The organism is Halobacillus dabanensis (genome assembly GCF_900114165.1).
Lineage (GTDB): Bacteria > Bacillota > Bacilli > Bacillales > Halobacillaceae > Halobacillus > Halobacillus dabanensis.
Window position 1 is genome coordinate 107,663 of the sequence record NZ_FOSB01000012.1, and the last position, 14,125, is coordinate 121,787.

The 14,125-nt window shown below is 42.2% G+C and carries 13 protein-coding genes, 1 rRNA gene and 1 riboswitch; of the genes, 6 read left to right on the top strand and 8 right to left on the bottom strand.

From position 1 onward, the window contains the following. Positions 1 to 12: 12 nt before the first annotated feature. Positions 13 to 537, top strand: coding sequence for a type 1 glutamine amidotransferase domain-containing protein (locus BMZ58_RS17670; protein WP_075037867.1), 525 nt, complete (start codon positions 13 to 15; stop codon positions 535 to 537). 43 nt (positions 538 to 580) lie between these two features. On the opposite strand, the gene BMZ58_RS17675 is transcribed toward BMZ58_RS17670, so the two are convergent. Further along, positions 581 to 1,747, bottom strand: coding sequence for an acyl-CoA dehydrogenase family protein (locus BMZ58_RS17675; protein ID WP_075037868.1), 1,167 nt, complete (start codon positions 1,745 to 1,747; stop codon positions 581 to 583). A 463-nt stretch (positions 1,748 to 2,210) separates the two neighbouring features. Between BMZ58_RS17675 and BMZ58_RS17680 the strand changes: the two genes are divergently transcribed. From BMZ58_RS17680 to BMZ58_RS17690, 3 genes are all read left to right on the top strand, one after another. Continuing rightward, entirely contained in the window at positions 2,211 to 3,068 is an 858-nt protein-coding gene (locus tag BMZ58_RS17680; RefSeq protein WP_075037869.1) for a dimethylarginine dimethylaminohydrolase family protein, read from the top strand. 190 nt (positions 3,069 to 3,258) lie between these two features. After that, a riboswitch (purine riboswitch) is annotated at positions 3,259 to 3,360 on the top strand. Positions 3,361 to 3,487: 127 nt separating this feature from the next. Further along, a complete protein-coding gene (locus tag BMZ58_RS17685) occupies positions 3,488 to 4,078 on the top strand; it encodes a xanthine phosphoribosyltransferase (RefSeq protein WP_075037870.1) in 591 nt (196 codons plus the stop codon). Beyond that, positions 4,075 to 5,367: a nucleobase:cation symporter-2 family protein gene (locus tag BMZ58_RS17690; RefSeq protein ID WP_075037871.1), complete on the top strand. Its 1,293-nt coding sequence runs from the start codon at positions 4,075 to 4,077 to the stop codon at positions 5,365 to 5,367. The genes BMZ58_RS17685 and BMZ58_RS17690 overlap by 4 nt, the downstream gene beginning before the upstream one ends. Before the next feature lie 84 nt (positions 5,368 to 5,451). On the opposite strand, the gene ytvA is transcribed toward BMZ58_RS17690, so the two are convergent. From ytvA to BMZ58_RS17705, 3 genes are all read right to left on the bottom strand, one after another. Beyond that, the gene (ytvA, locus tag BMZ58_RS17695; RefSeq protein WP_075037872.1) at positions 5,452 to 6,249 is read right to left on the bottom strand and encodes a YtvA family blue-light photoreceptor; all 798 of its coding nucleotides are present in this window, start codon (positions 6,247 to 6,249) and stop codon (positions 5,452 to 5,454) included. Between the two features lie 93 nt (positions 6,250 to 6,342). After that, positions 6,343 to 6,912, bottom strand: coding sequence for a nucleotidyltransferase family protein (locus tag BMZ58_RS17700; RefSeq protein WP_075037873.1), 570 nt, complete (start codon positions 6,910 to 6,912; stop codon positions 6,343 to 6,345). Beyond that, positions 6,909 to 7,760 (bottom strand): LysR family transcriptional regulator, encoded by an 852-nt coding sequence (locus BMZ58_RS17705; RefSeq protein ID WP_075037874.1) that lies wholly within the window; start codon positions 7,758 to 7,760, stop codon positions 6,909 to 6,911. The genes BMZ58_RS17700 and BMZ58_RS17705 overlap by 4 nt, the downstream gene beginning before the upstream one ends. Positions 7,761 to 7,867: 107 nt before the next feature. Here BMZ58_RS17705 and BMZ58_RS17710 point away from each other — a divergent pair, with 107 nt between their 5' ends. Further along, the gene (locus tag BMZ58_RS17710; protein WP_075037875.1) at positions 7,868 to 9,076 is read left to right on the top strand and encodes an MFS transporter; all 1,209 of its coding nucleotides are present in this window, start codon (positions 7,868 to 7,870) and stop codon (positions 9,074 to 9,076) included. 499 nt (positions 9,077 to 9,575) lie between these two features. On the opposite strand, the gene BMZ58_RS17715 is transcribed toward BMZ58_RS17710, so the two are convergent. Further along, positions 9,576 to 10,475, bottom strand: a complete 900-nt coding sequence (locus BMZ58_RS17715; RefSeq protein ID WP_075037876.1) for a LysR family transcriptional regulator — start codon at positions 10,473 to 10,475, stop codon at positions 9,576 to 9,578. 108 nt (positions 10,476 to 10,583) lie between these two features. Between BMZ58_RS17715 and BMZ58_RS17720 the strand changes: the two genes are divergently transcribed. Next, positions 10,584 to 11,576 carry a YeiH family protein gene (locus BMZ58_RS17720; protein WP_075037877.1) on the top strand — a complete coding sequence of 331 codons (993 nt, stop codon included), beginning with the start codon at positions 10,584 to 10,586 and terminating at the stop codon, positions 11,574 to 11,576. A gap of 166 nt (positions 11,577 to 11,742) precedes the next feature. On the opposite strand, the gene BMZ58_RS17725 is transcribed toward BMZ58_RS17720, so the two are convergent. From BMZ58_RS17725 to rrf, 3 genes are all read right to left on the bottom strand, one after another. Next, entirely contained in the window at positions 11,743 to 12,903 is a 1,161-nt protein-coding gene (locus BMZ58_RS17725; RefSeq protein WP_083412876.1) for an AI-2E family transporter, read from the bottom strand. Positions 12,904 to 12,968: 65 nt separating this feature from the next. Continuing rightward, the gene (locus BMZ58_RS17730; RefSeq protein WP_075037879.1) at positions 12,969 to 13,880 is read right to left on the bottom strand and encodes a DMT family transporter; all 912 of its coding nucleotides are present in this window, start codon (positions 13,878 to 13,880) and stop codon (positions 12,969 to 12,971) included. 128 nt (positions 13,881 to 14,008) lie between these two features. Continuing rightward, positions 14,009 to 14,122, bottom strand: a 5S ribosomal RNA gene (rrf, locus tag BMZ58_RS17735). Positions 14,123 to 14,125: the final 3 nt, after the last annotated feature.

Here is a 14,125-nt window from a genome sequence, read left to right on the forward strand (position 1 = left end):
AGGAGGTTGAATATGCGATTAGAAGGAAAGAAAGTCATTGCCTTAGTAAGTAAGGATTTCGAAGACCTCGAACTGTGGTATCCGCTTCTCCGCCTTCAAGAGGAAGGAGCGACGGTCCATCTCGTGGGTGAAGAAGCAGGGGTTGAATACCCAGGGAAATATGGTGTCCCTGCAACATCTGACCTTGCCTTTGATGATGTGGATCCTGCCGACTATGATGGCATCCTCGTCCCAGGAGGTTGGTCTCCGGACAAATTACGCCGTTATGAAAAAGTGATGGAAATCGTTCGCCACATGGACGAGAAACGCAAGCCGATTGGTCAAATATGCCATGCTGGCTGGGTGCTTATTTCAGCAGATATTTTGAAAGGGCGCAAAGTAACAAGCACCCCAGGCATTAAAGATGATATGATGAATGCAGGAGCCGAATGGTATGACGAAGCGGTAATTCAGGACGAACATATTGTTTCCGCGCGTCGTCCACCTGATTTACCTCCATATGCGAAAGCCTTTGCTGACTTACTCGCAGAGAAATAAACGCAACAAAACGCTCAAAGCATAAAAGCTTTGAGCGTTTTGTTCATTCATCATCAGAGATGGCTTGTTTCGCAAGCATAGTTACTACTGCATCGTCCATAGGTGGGTTATGCAACCCAGCACGTACGTCCCGGTAATATTTTTCAAACGGATATTTTTTCGACAAACCTCGACCACCAGCAATACGCATCGCGAGATCGACCACTTCATTTGCCGTATTTGTCACCGCAAGCTTCACAGCAGCTAAATCCGCTCCCATCCCTTTACGTTGGTCAGGGTTTTCATCCCATTTTTCAGCTACTGAATAAAGAAAAGCATGAGCCTGCATCAATTTCCATTCCATCTCGCCAATTTTATCCTGAATATGAGCGACTTCAGAAATCGGCGTATCTAAGCTGTTAGGTTGAAAGTCTTTCGCAAAAGCGATGGCATCATTCCTAGCGGCAACCGCGATACCAAGGTAGCACGCAGGAATATGAAGCAGCCAGCCTTTCGGTAAAGGTTTGCCTTCTGATTTTACTTCTACTAGATCCTCTTCTCTCAGTTCCACATCTTTGAGAACAAGATCATCACTCGCAGTTCCACGCATCCCGAGAGTATCCCATGTTTTATCTACTGACACACCTGGTTGATGGCGGTCAATCAAAAACCAGCCAACCGTATCTTTATCTTCAACATAAGCGGAAACGATATAATAGTCAAGATGTTCAGCCATTGAAGTGAATGATTTTCTACCATTTACAATATAACGGTTCCCGCGTTTTACTGCTTTCGTTTCGGGAACTCCCCCTCGTGTAGGACTGCCTGTTGCTGGTTCCGTTGCCGCGCGGTTGACGACTTTCTGTTCTCGCACCACTTCTTCTACTAAATGGTCGTAAGCAACTTTCTCCCAAAGATTATCCTGAGAAAGTTCCATCATGACTCCCATATGCCAGCCAATAGACAATGCAACTGCACCATCGCCTTCCGCAATCTTCTCCTGCATCAATAAAAACTCATATAAAGAAAGATTTTCTCCACCTTCCTCTGAAGGCAGTGAAAACGAAGGATACTTTTCCTCTTTAATCACCTTTAACGTCTCATAGGAGAAAGACGCACTTCTATCGGTTTTCACGATATGCTTTTGCGCTTCTTCTGATATACGAAGAGCTTTTTCATAAAGCTTTTCGTGTCTAGCGTTTTTAATCAATGATTTCCATACACCAGCCATTTCAACCACTCCCAATTCTTTATATATAAATCATACCTAACAACTCGGGATGATTCCAATCCCACGCTTATCCCTTTTCTTCACCAATCAAACGAAATCTTATCGTCTATAACTAACTCTAAAAGTTTTTATTGACCCCTAGGTGATGAATCATATTTCCTCGACATTTCCCGGGAAATGTCGAGGAAAGTCAATTACAAATAACCGCTAGAAAAGTACAAAATGTTGTTGATGTTATGGTATTTTTTTAAGGCGACCTCCTTTTCGAATGACTAAATAAACGGCAGCATAGCTTAAATATACATATATTTGTTAAGACCCGGAGGCGCAAAAACTTCCCCTTTATTCTGTCCGTAGCGGTATAATCATCATAAGGAGATACAAGAACTTGCACTCCATCTCCCTCCCCGTTTCACCCTTTCTTTTTAAGGGAAGATAAGGTATTAGATAAAGGAGGATTTCTATGGAAGGAATAGCCACCAACCAGAGCACTTATTGTGAGTCTGAATTCACGGACCTTGAAAAAGTGATTGTCGTTAAACCTTCTTATATGAAAATCACGGAAGTCATCAATGAAACACAAAAGCATTACAAAAATACGAACATTGATATATCATTAGCTTTACAACAGCATAAAGCATTTGTCCAAACACTTAAAAACCATCAAGTGGAGGTCATCGAATTACCAGCAGACCCCTCTTTACATGAACAGGTCTTTACAAGGGACATCGGTTTCGTGATCGGCAGCCAGCTCTTTGTCAGTTCCATGAGCGAAGCCGTCCGACAAGATGAAACGTCCGCCTTACGCCAATGGATTAAGGAAAATAATGTACCTTTCCAGGATGGTCTTCCCGCTTCTATAGAAGGCGGAGATGTCCTTTTAGATGGATCTAAACTTTGGATTGGAGAAACCAACAGAACTTCTAAACAGGCCATACTAGAAATTCAACAAAAACTACCGTCTTATTCTGTCCAGTCGCTTCTCCTTGATGAAGGGATTCTCCACCTTGATTGTGTTTTCAATATCATCGATGAAGAAACAGCTCTACTCTATCCACCAGCTTTTACAACGAAAGGGCTGGAATCTATAGCCGCTCACTACGACACTATTGAGGTGAATGACAAGGAACAATTCCAGATGGGACCGAATGTACTTCCCCTTGGAGATGGAAAAATAATCAGTCTTCCTCAGAATGAGAGATTGAACAAGGCTATGGAAACGAAGGGATTCACAGTAATCCGTGTCGAATTCTCAGAAATTATTAAATCAGGAGGTTCTTTCCGGTGCTGCACCCTTCCTTTAAAAAGATCAGGTCAGTAAAGAACGCTATGATGATAGAGAGGGTTGGCTTACGACTTCAGGCGAGGCATTCATTGCTGCTCTTCCCATTTCAAGAGCTCTAAAGATTAATACACTTGTAATCACCATTATCCCGATTCATGAATTTTTATAATTTTTTATGGTATAACAAAAAAACATTGATTCCGAACAATATCGTGATATACTGTTCATATCATTCGAATATTCATTTCATATAATAGTGGGAATATGGCCCACAAGTTTCTACCGGTTCACCGTAAATGGACCGACTATGAAAAGCAGTAAATGATCAGGGATTTCTTTATCTACAAATCCTACGATCATTCTCTTTGTTATTTTCCAAAGCGCGAAAAGACTTGCTTTCCATAGTGGAAACAAGCTTTTCGTGCTTTTTTATTTCCAGGAAAGGTGTGAACGTAATGGAACGGTTACAGGAGAAGATTATCAATGAGGGAAGAGTGTTATCTCCATCGGTCATCAAAGTGGATTCATTTTTGAATCACCAGATCGATCCGATATTAATGAAAGAAATTGGAGAGGAATTTGCAAGATTATTTGCTGATGACGGGATTACAAAAGTATTGACGCTCGAGTCTTCCGGCATAGCACCTGCTCAGATGACGGCTCTCTCGCTTGGTGTACCAGTCATTTTTGCTAGAAAAAGAAAGTCACTGACGCTTAGGGACCACCTATATACCTCTAAGGTACACTCCTTCACAAAACAGGAGATAAACGAAATATCGGTATCGAAAGACTATTTATCCAGTGAAGATCGTGTATTGATTCTTGATGATTTCCTTGCCAATGGCCAAGCAGCAAAAGGACTGATCGATCTTGTCGAGCAAGCAGGGGCTTCAGTTGCAGGCCTCGCCATAGTGATTGAAAAAGGATTTCAGGAGGGCGGCCAACTTCTACGTCGGCAAGGAATTAGGGTGGAATCACTCGCAACGATTACGTCTTTAGTAAATGATACGATTACTTTCAAAAAAGAGGAGGCCCCTTTTGTATGAAAACGACAGCTTTAGCAATCCAACACTTGTTAGCCATGTATGCTGGTGCAATTCTAGTTCCACTGATTGTCGGAGGAGCACTTGGTCTTTCATCTGAGCAACTCACCTACCTTGTTGCCATCGATATTCTAATGTGTGGGGTCGCAACTATTTTACAAGTCGTCCGCAATCAATTCTTCGGAATCGGACTGCCTGTTGTACTTGGCTGTACGTTCACAGCGGTAGGACCTATGATTGCCATCGGTGGCCAGTACGGCGTTTCCGCCATCTATGGTGCAATCCTAGTATCAGGTTTGTTCGTTATCGTCATCAGTCGCTACTTCGGGAAGTTGGTCAAATTTTTCCCACCAGTCGTGACTGGAACAGTTGTTACTATTATAGGAATTACTCTCATTCCTGTAGCCATCAACAATATGGGCGGAGGTCAGGACGCCGCCGACTTTGGGTCATTCTCTAATCTCGCTCTTTCTTTCGGTACGCTTTTATTCATTGTCTTAATGTATCGCTTCACAAAAGGATTTTTGCGCTCTATTTCTATTTTGATCGGTATTCTCGGGGGCACACTTGTGGCTTCATTCTTCGGTAAGGTCGACTTCTCTGCTGTCAGTGATTCCGCGTTTTTCCATATGGTCGAGCCCTTCTACTTTGGCACCCCGACATTTCACTGGTCTGCGATTCTTACAATGGTATTGGTGGCGATGGTTTCTCTCGTCGAATCAACTGGTGTCTACTTTGCACTAAGTGAAATGACTGATAAAGAGATTGATGAAAAAGATCTAGCAAATGGCTATCGAGCTGAAGGAATCGCGATACTTTTCGGAGGGGTCTTCAACGCGTTCCCATACACTGCCTTTTCGCAAAACGTAGGTCTTATGCATATGACTGGGGTGAAATCCCGCCGTGTGATTTTTGTCATGGGAGGCATGCTAGTCGCTTTAGGATTCATTCCGAAGATAGCTGCCTTTACAACAATAATACCTACGGCCGTCCTAGGAGGTGCTATGGTAGCAATGTTCGGTATGGTCATCTCTCAAGGCATTAAAATGTTAAGTCGAGTGATGGCTGATTCCCATGAGAATTCAATGATTGTCGCTTGTTCCGTCGGTATGGGCCTAGGGGTAACAGTTGTACCAGAATTATTCGCCAAACTTCCGGATAGTGTTCAAATTTTAACAAGCAACGGAATCGTGGCCGGAAGTGTAACAGCGATTGCTCTAAATATCGTATTCCATATGCTCCCGACCCGCCAAAATAAAAAGGTTGATATATTACACGAAAAGAGTGCATAGTTACTGACCAGGTCATACAGAAAATGGTAATTATGATTCACACAAAAGAAAGAAGGTCCGCTCGATGAGTGGACCTTCTTTCTTTTAGTTATTTATTTCGTGTCTTAGCGTTTCTAAAGCTTGCTTCACCGTAGCATATGTCTGTAATGACAATTCACCAAAGTCTGCATAAGGTGCACTCTGGATGGCAAATGTAGGTTTAATCCCTGTAATGACAAGTTTCGTCCCCATCAGATCCAGGAGCTGATTCATTTGATAAATGCCCATATGCACGGCCTCATCATAGGAATATACTGCAGACATATCTAAAATTAAATAGTCTTCTTTCGATTCTTTCACATGATGACTGACCGTTTCTAGCATCTGGTGTAACCGGTCATCATCAAACGTTCCAACAAGTGGAAGAACAGAAATGCTATCTTGGATCGGCACAATCGGAGTCGATAACCGTTTCACCTCGGACAAATAATGGCCAAGTAATTCCTCCTGCTCCCGGCGATAGGTGACATCTTTTTGGACACCGACAAAATACACTTGATCCATCTGTTCGATATGGACAGGGAAGATATGTAACTCATTCCAAAACATCGACCCATCTTTGCGATAATTCTTCAATTCGACGTGGACGGTTTCCCGTTTTTCAAGACCATTGCGAATTCGCTCTACATCAACAGAATTTGTTTCTTCTCCTTGAAGAAAGCGACAATTCCGGCTCAAAATTTCCTCAGCTTCATACCCCGTCATTTCCTGAAACCCTTTATTGCAATATACCATTGGATTATCTTCTTGTTCCGGGTCTGTAATTACGACGCCCGTTCCCACGCGATCGATCGCTGCTTTTATAAATTCGTTTTGCTGGATTTCTTCTAACCTAGCAAACATTTGCTCCTCTTTCACGGTTCACCAGCACCTCCGAATTCGGTATGAATACTATAATAATAAAATGAACGCCTTTCCTCATGCAAGACCTCTTATTTACCAGGGGGTAATGGTAAGGTCCGGCCACCTTGCTTTCCATTTCTCTGCCTTTTTCCTATAAACATCCTCTGTAATTAGACGTTTATTAGGCCGAACGACCATAGCGAACAAATCTTCCAAACCAAAAGGTGCATAAATACTGAATTCCCCTGCCCTCCCCCTTTTCACTCCTACTGCAGATGCAGTTGTGGGCCATGTGTCGATCGCTGCTTCTGCAGAAGTATACGGACTTATTGACTTTCCGAACTTTTCTTCATACCAGAAATGAACCAGGGCTTCATTCGTTACATCTATCGAGAAAGGTAAGTCACCTAACCTTTTGTTCAACCTCTCCTCTAACTTTTGCTCCTCATCCAGTGTCCCTTTTTCATCAAAATAGATGATGTCTGCATCGCCGATTCCATAGGACGGGGGATAGCCATGCAAATAGTTCCACACAGATTGGGTGATGACTCCTGCACCAAGATAGTAATTTTCAAGAAAAGGATCGACGGCCTCAAAAATAGGATGGATGTATGGTGTCCAATTTAAGGAAATAGACAGTAGCTGCTTTTCTAACTCACTCATTTTGACCCCTCTTCCGTTAAGTGTTTGATAAAAGCATCCACTTGAGGCAAGTGACTGATTCCTGATTTCATACAAGCCCATGTCTCTCTTGTAATTGCCCCCCCATCCCTATGTAAAAGTTGATATTCATAATCGTCTTTCCCTTCCTGGATAATGCTCTCAGGCAGGACAGTCATTCCTAGCCCACGCTTCATCATTTGTTTTGCCGTTTCAAAATGATCCACTTTAATCAAACGTTTGACCAAGAGCGAAGGATGGCTCTCCATCCACTGTTCAATCAACCTCTGGAAGTCTGGATCGCTTTTGAACTCTATGAACGGCCGTTCTACATCCTTAGAAAATGGAAGTAAGTCTAACAAATAAAGACGATCACTGAAAAGATGAAGAGACTGATAGTCTTTAAGCGGCTCGCCACGAACGATAGCGATATGATAGTCATCAGCGGATTGACGGATTTCTTCACTTACTCCTGTTACTAAGTCGATCGTTACATTAGGATACTCCTTCGTGAACGACTGAAGCAATTCAGGCAAAAAATATTGACTATAAAGGGAGGACGCACCGATGGATAATGTTCCTGATACCCTACCTTCCGTTTGAGCAAGTCGCTGACGGAGTTCTTCTTCCGTTTGCAAAACGTTTCCAGCATGATTCAGCACAATCTCGCCAAACGGTGTTGGTACGAGCTTTTTGGAGGTTCGCAAAAAAATCGATCCTCCCATATAATTTTCAATATATTTTAATCGTTGTGTGAGTGCTGGTTGAGAAATGAGAACTTTTTTTGCTGTCGCCCGTATCGTTCCACATTCTTGCAACTGCAACAACAATTCATAATCCTCTATCTTCATCTTGTCTCCCCCATAACTTTTCCTTATCACTTTTAATTGTAATACAGTATTATCCAAATATCTAGAAAGCGAGTACGATAGAATTAGCTGGAGAGGAGGGGATCCCTATGAATGGGGATAATACTAAACGGTTGATGTGTGGGTATTTTTTATATGAATCGGGACGCGCTATGTACTTTGTTTTGATTACATGGTTCTTATATCAATGGACGGAAGACGCTTTGTACACAGGTCTCTTCGTTAGCTTCGGCTTTATTCCAGGGCTTTTTTTGAACATTATTTTCGGGGTACTCGTGGACCGTAGTAACCGTAAAGCGTTGGCGGAAATCGCTGGAGTCTCAAGCATTTTCTGTTTACTTTTGTTAACAGGTACTTTCTTGATCGGATTAGTACATCCGTGGGTTATGATCGGGGCACATATGATTCTACAATCCGCGGGATCACTGTTCCGCCCATCTTTACAAGCCCTTGTAGCAGAAGTTTTCCCCAAAGAGGACTTACCTCGTATTTTTTCATGGTCAGGTTCGTCGACGGTAGCTGGCAGTTTGTCCGGAGCAGCAGCGGGAGGGGTGCTGGCTGGGTTAGTGGAAATCGAGATGTCCCTAATTGTTGTCATTCTTTCTTATGTCGGTGCAGCGATTACTGTACATAAAATCCAATACACGCCACTACCGAGAAAAGGAGGACAGGGGTCTGTTTCTTTTATAAAAGAAATAAAAGAAGGATTTGTTTACATCCATCATCATTCCATGCTTTACGGCTTGTTTGTCATGTTGATGCTGGGGCAACTTACTTTCCACACTACACTGGGTTTCATGAGCGTGTATACAAGTGCTCATTTGCAACAATCTTCTGTAGTTTACGGTCTGCTTGACAGTACATTTTCAGTAGGTGGGATCATTGCCGGACTTCTTGGTACATGGTGGTGGGCAAAGTGCCAGAATCGCATTGCCGTCTGGTCGCTATCCTTGATGGCAGGAGGTCTCGCTATAGTTGGTTTCACAAAATTACTCCCTCTTGCATTTCTCGGTTTTTTACTAATAGGCATTGGAACATCGTTTGTCAGAGCCCTTTTGCAATCGGTCCAGCAAATGGCGACAGACCCTCATTTTCATGGTCGAATGTCCAGCTTACGTATGCTATGTAATCAGACCTCTGTTGTAGTAACAGGGCCTATTTTCGGATTGTTAGCCACAAATGAAGGAGCCGCTTCCGTATTCCTATGGTTGCTTATCCCTGTCCTGGGCGGTTTGGTTTGGGCAACCATCCAATCAAAGCAGACAGCATTCCAGCATATCACGAAGTCCGCTTCCTAGAGTGCAGCAAAAAGGTATGCTTCTTATATGTAGGAGCATACCTTAAATGGTGTCTATTCTACTCTTTTCTGCTTATCTTGTCTCTTCCTTCGGTGTACGGTAAACCTTCTCGACCTCTACCCCCAGCGTCTTCAAATAATCGACAATCTGGTCTAGTCTCTTCATTTTTTCACCTCAGTATTTGAAATAAGATTTGGCACAGAAACACATCCAACCTCTTTACGAACAGGATGACGAAAACGTTTCATTTTTCTATAATGCCCAATACCCTGAAAAACAGTTACTTATGCACGTTTTGGAACATTAGCACTATTTATCGATATCTCCCAACACACTTTGTCTGCTGCTTCACTTAATATCAAAAATACTAAGCAACAATCCCCAGTCGTCTGTTGGAACTTAAGAGCGTCTAAATAATATTTTGTTTCTGGTAATGTTATATACCCCAAACCAAGCTTCTCTCACCTTTCCATCATAACAGAGGCTAGCCTTTATGGGTCTAATAATTTTGTGACAAGTCATACAACTCCAATACTTGCTCTACAAATGCTTTTACATGTGTTGTAATTTCTTCCTCATTAATTGGAGTAACAATAGAAAAATAACGGGCCGTCGATTGTATATACGGCAATCTCATAACCAAGTCATCGGCACCTGTATGCTCGACGACCGTTTTTGAGAGGAACGACAAACCAATACCCTCGTTCACCGCCTGGACAACCCCATGATTGCTGCCAATCGTTATTAACTTCCGTGGTCGGATATTGGAGGATTCTAACATCGAATCCAACATGGCCCTCGTCCCGGACCCTCCCTCTCTTGTAATCCAGGTATGGTCCTGCAAATCTTCGAAAGAGATCTTCTTGCATCCGTTCAATGGATGATGTTTTGGAACAATGACAACCATCTCATCTTCCATAAAAGGGAACGAGCGTAAACCTTGATCCGCGACTTTACCTTCGACAAGGCCTACGTCAAGCTGGTGCAACTGAACTTCCTTATTAATCCTTTCTGAATTCGCAATCCGTACTTGTAAATCAACTGTAGGATATTTATAATCAAAAGCTTTAAGGATCATCGGAATGATATATTCACCTACCGTATAACTGGCACCGATATGGATATTACCTCCAATCTGTCCATGGTACTCCAGGACTTCTGCTTTTGCCTTTTCCAATACCCCTAGCATTTGTCTCGCCCGCTTATAAACAAGCTCACCTGTCGCCGTCACTTCGAAGCGTTTCGGTGATCGATCAATTAGTGACGTCTGAAAAAAGCGCTCAAGGTTTTTAATATGAGCACTGACAGTTGGCTGGGATAGATTCAATAACTCCGATGCTTTTGTGAAACTTTTTTCATCGATAGCGGTAACGTAAGTTTTTAAAGCTTCTAAATCCATAAGTGTTCTCCAATCATCAGTTTTTTCTATTATTAACATTATAAAGTTTCATTTTACTAATGACTAGCAGTGGCGTATGATAAACGGAGTGTAAAAGGAGGTTCATCTATGACTTTAACTTTTTCCAAACCTCTTCTCACAGGTATCGGATTCACTGCTTTAATGGCTGCCGCCGGTTTCCTTATTACGATGATTCCAATCTTCGACCAGATAGGGCCACTGGCAGTCGCCATCTTATTAGCCGTATGCTACCGGCATTTTTTCGGATATCCGGAAAAAATAAAAACTGGTATCCGTTTTTCAGCAAAGAAATTGTTACGCCTTGCCATTATATTGTTCGGTTTGAAGTTAAATATCAATGTCATCTTTGATCAAGGCTTACCATTATTATTAAAAGGCTCTCTTGTAATCCTTGTCGCCATCGGCTGTATGGCACTATTAGCAAAAATATTTAATGCTGATCGGTCGATGATGACTTTATTAGGTATAGGTACAGGGATTTGCGGGGCGTCCGCCATTGCAGCCGTCACCCCGATATTAAAAGCAAAGGAAGAGGATACTGCCATTAGTGCAGGCGTCATATCTCTTGTTGGTACACTCTTCGCAATTGGCTACACAATTGTTCGCCCATTTTTATCCGCCGACATGGAAACGTACGGGCTGTGGGCGGGTTTGAGTTTACATGAAGTTGCAAATGTTGCTTTGGCTGGGGAACCGGCCGGGGACGACGGTCTTGGCATGGCACTCCTCGCCAAGCTGAGTCGTGTCTTCCTACTCGTCCCTTTCAGCCTGCTTCTCATTTGGTACATGAAAAAGAAGGGATCTAACGAAAGAGATACCTCTATTCCATTTCCATGGTTTTTAGTCGGATTCGTTTTCATGAGTCTTTTTGGAAGTTTTGTGCATGGCACTTTTTTTACGATCCCAGATGGTTTCATGAACGGCGTTTCTTTCCTCACTTCATTTATATTGACAATGGCGATGGTTGGTCTTGGGTTGAGCGTCAGTTTGCATGATATAAAGCAACGAGCTTTGAAGCCAATGTTCTTATTAGTCATTACATCCATCTTTTTATCCTTACTCACCTATTGGATTGTTTGATTTCTACCATTCTAGTAATCTAAAAAAGTGTATATCGCCCAGGCGAGCTTATGCTGATTATCGTCTATCACATAAAGTACAGGCAATTTCAGTTAAGCATCCCTAATTATTCAAATTGATAATTTTGCCAGCCAAAAAAGGAAGTGAAGAAATTCCACTTCCTTTTTTATCTTTCATTTATCATTTTGTATTGATCTTCTTCTTCAACAAAACGGTTGTAACGCCTCTGAAACCAGTAAAACATGTGGGATACGACAACCTTCAGAATCGCATATCCCGGGATTGCCAGAATAATGCCAACCACTCCAAATAAGTGACCAGCCGTCAACAAGACAAAGATAATCGTCACTGGATGGATATGGAGACTTTTTCCCATAATTTGTGGAGAAATGAACTTTCCTTCTAACAATTGTACAACCGTCCAGACAATCACCAACTTGAGGACCATAAATGGAGACGTTACAATCGAAATAATCAATGCAGGTGTAATTGCAATCACTGGCCCTAAATAGGGAACAACACTCGTAACACTAGCGATAGCAGCAAGCAGCAAAGCATATTCTAATCCGATGATTAAAAAGCCAATATACATCATTACTCCAATACAAAAACTAACGATGATCTGACCTTGAATATATGCACTAAGTTGATGGTCAATCCCCTTGAACACGCTCGCTACTTCAGTACGCATCTTTGGCGGGAAGATACGAATAATAGAACCCGGTAAACGATGGCCATCTTTTAATAGATAGAATAAGATGAAAGGCAGCGTAACAATAGCCACTACTACATTGGTCACCGTGGAAATGATATTCGTAATTCCTTCCACTGTCTGTGACGCGTAAGTAGAAATATAATCAGGAATTTGATTCAACATGCCATCAACATCCTGGAATAGATTCGTATAGTACACAGAAAAAATGGAATTTCTCAACCAATCATCTGCTGTATTAATGAGGTCTCGAACATAACTCGGTAACTCTTCAGCCAGACTGATCAACTGTTTTTCTAAGAATGGGATGATCAGCACTACTAATAAGGTAATAATCCCGACCAAAGCGAGCAACGTGATCAAAATCCCCCAAATTCTCTTGATTTTCCATGATTCTAGCTGATTAATAATCGGACGTAACAAGTAATAGACCACCACAGACAATATTAATGGTAAAGCCACGGTTTCGACGAAAATCCACAGTGGGTCAAAAATGAAACCGACACTCGAATATACAAGAATATTCAATCCGATCATTAATAATATTCCCAGCAGATATAAGAGCTTCCGACCTCCGAAGAAGCGGATGGCGGGTGTAGAATCCCAGCGGTTCATATACATGTCTCCTCAACAGCCTAGTTTCTTTTCTATATTCTATCACACTCGTAACAATTTAAACTTTAACATGCTTTCCTTTCCATTACTTGATTTCCAAGCTTTCTCTTCCATGTCGATAAAAACACACCAGCAAAAATAACTGCAAGACCGAGGATAAGGTTACTGGTGACAGGTTCTCCTAAAAGTACGCGCCCCCAGAAGAGCGCCGTCACAGGAACAAGATATGTAACCATGCTTGCAAATTCGGCTCCACCATGATCAATCATATAATAGAATAATAAGTGAGCGATCCCGGATCCCATGCATCCTAAACCGACCACACTTAATACAAAGGAAGAATCTACAGAGTTTTGCAATTCCTTAAAAAAGCCAGGGTCTGTAAAAAGGACCCCTAAAGCACCGATTGCTGCACCGACTAATAACGCTACGGAGGTAAGTAAACTTACGTCAAACCCACGCAAATGTTTTCTCGTATAATTGGATACGAAACCATAACAGGACGTAGCTAAAATCATTGTACCTACCCCTACGAAATGATCTGAGAGAATTGCCCCAAACTCAAACCCGGTCAGCACTAAAATACCAAAGAACCCGACCATAATACCACCCCACTGCCTCACGTTCAGAAAGACAGAGAAGGCAACAAAACCAATCAATCCCGTCATAATAGGAGTGAGAGCATTTAGAACAGCAGCAGTGTTACTTGTGACAACCGTTTGACTCAACGCTATTAACCCCCAAGGTAAACCTGCATTAAATACTCCTACAATTATCAATACTTTCCACGGCATCATGGAGGGAAGGTTTCCACGTTTCCATTTCTGAATAACTAACGGGAGAAGAATGACGGCCCCCGCTAAGCAGCGTAAAAAAACTGTTCCCCAAACACCAGACGTATCAATTAACGTCTCTATAAAAACAAAAGATAACCCCCAAATTAAACTTAACGTGAATAGAGCTCCGAATAATTTCATGTTTCTATCTCCTTTTAGGAAAAGTGGATTGGGATAATTATACAATATCTCTATACTTTATCAGATTAACTTATCCTCCACAATACAAAAACACCCTTTCAGGATAAATCCTGAAAGGGTGACAGTTGATGTGGCGGCGTCCTACTCTCACGGGGGTAAACCCGACTACCATCGGCGCTGAAGAGCTTAACTGCTGTGTTCGGCATGGGAACAGGTGTGACCTCTTCGCCTTCACCACCACATCA

Excerpts from the sequence above, each read along its gene's own strand:
- BMZ58_RS17670 (WP_075037867.1), top strand. The coding sequence starts at position 13 with ATGCGATTAGAAGGAAAGAAAGTCATTGCCTTAGTAAGTAAGGATTTC.
- BMZ58_RS17675 (WP_075037868.1), bottom strand. The coding sequence starts at position 1,747 with ATGGCTGGTGTATGGAAATCATTGATTAAAAACGCTAGACACGAAAAG.
- BMZ58_RS17680 (WP_075037869.1), top strand. The coding sequence starts at position 2,211 with ATGGAAGGAATAGCCACCAACCAGAGCACTTATTGTGAGTCTGAATTC.
- BMZ58_RS17685 (WP_075037870.1), top strand. The coding sequence starts at position 3,488 with ATGGAACGGTTACAGGAGAAGATTATCAATGAGGGAAGAGTGTTATCT.
- BMZ58_RS17690 (WP_075037871.1), top strand. The coding sequence starts at position 4,075 with ATGAAAACGACAGCTTTAGCAATCCAACACTTGTTAGCCATGTATGCT.
- ytvA (WP_075037872.1), bottom strand. The coding sequence starts at position 6,249 with ATGTTTGCTAGGTTAGAAGAAATCCAGCAAAACGAATTTATAAAAGCA.
- BMZ58_RS17700 (WP_075037873.1), bottom strand. The coding sequence starts at position 6,912 with ATGAGTGAGTTAGAAAAGCAGCTACTGTCTATTTCCTTAAATTGGACA.
- BMZ58_RS17705 (WP_075037874.1), bottom strand. The coding sequence starts at position 7,760 with ATGAAGATAGAGGATTATGAATTGTTGTTGCAGTTGCAAGAATGTGGA.
- BMZ58_RS17710 (WP_075037875.1), top strand. The coding sequence starts at position 7,868 with ATGAATGGGGATAATACTAAACGGTTGATGTGTGGGTATTTTTTATAT.
- BMZ58_RS17715 (WP_075037876.1), bottom strand. The coding sequence starts at position 10,475 with ATGGATTTAGAAGCTTTAAAAACTTACGTTACCGCTATCGATGAAAAA.
- BMZ58_RS17720 (WP_075037877.1), top strand. The coding sequence starts at position 10,584 with ATGACTTTAACTTTTTCCAAACCTCTTCTCACAGGTATCGGATTCACT.
- BMZ58_RS17725 (WP_083412876.1), bottom strand. The coding sequence starts at position 12,903 with ATGAACCGCTGGGATTCTACACCCGCCATCCGCTTCTTCGGAGGTCGG.
- BMZ58_RS17730 (WP_075037879.1), bottom strand. The coding sequence starts at position 13,880 with ATGAAATTATTCGGAGCTCTATTCACGTTAAGTTTAATTTGGGGGTTA.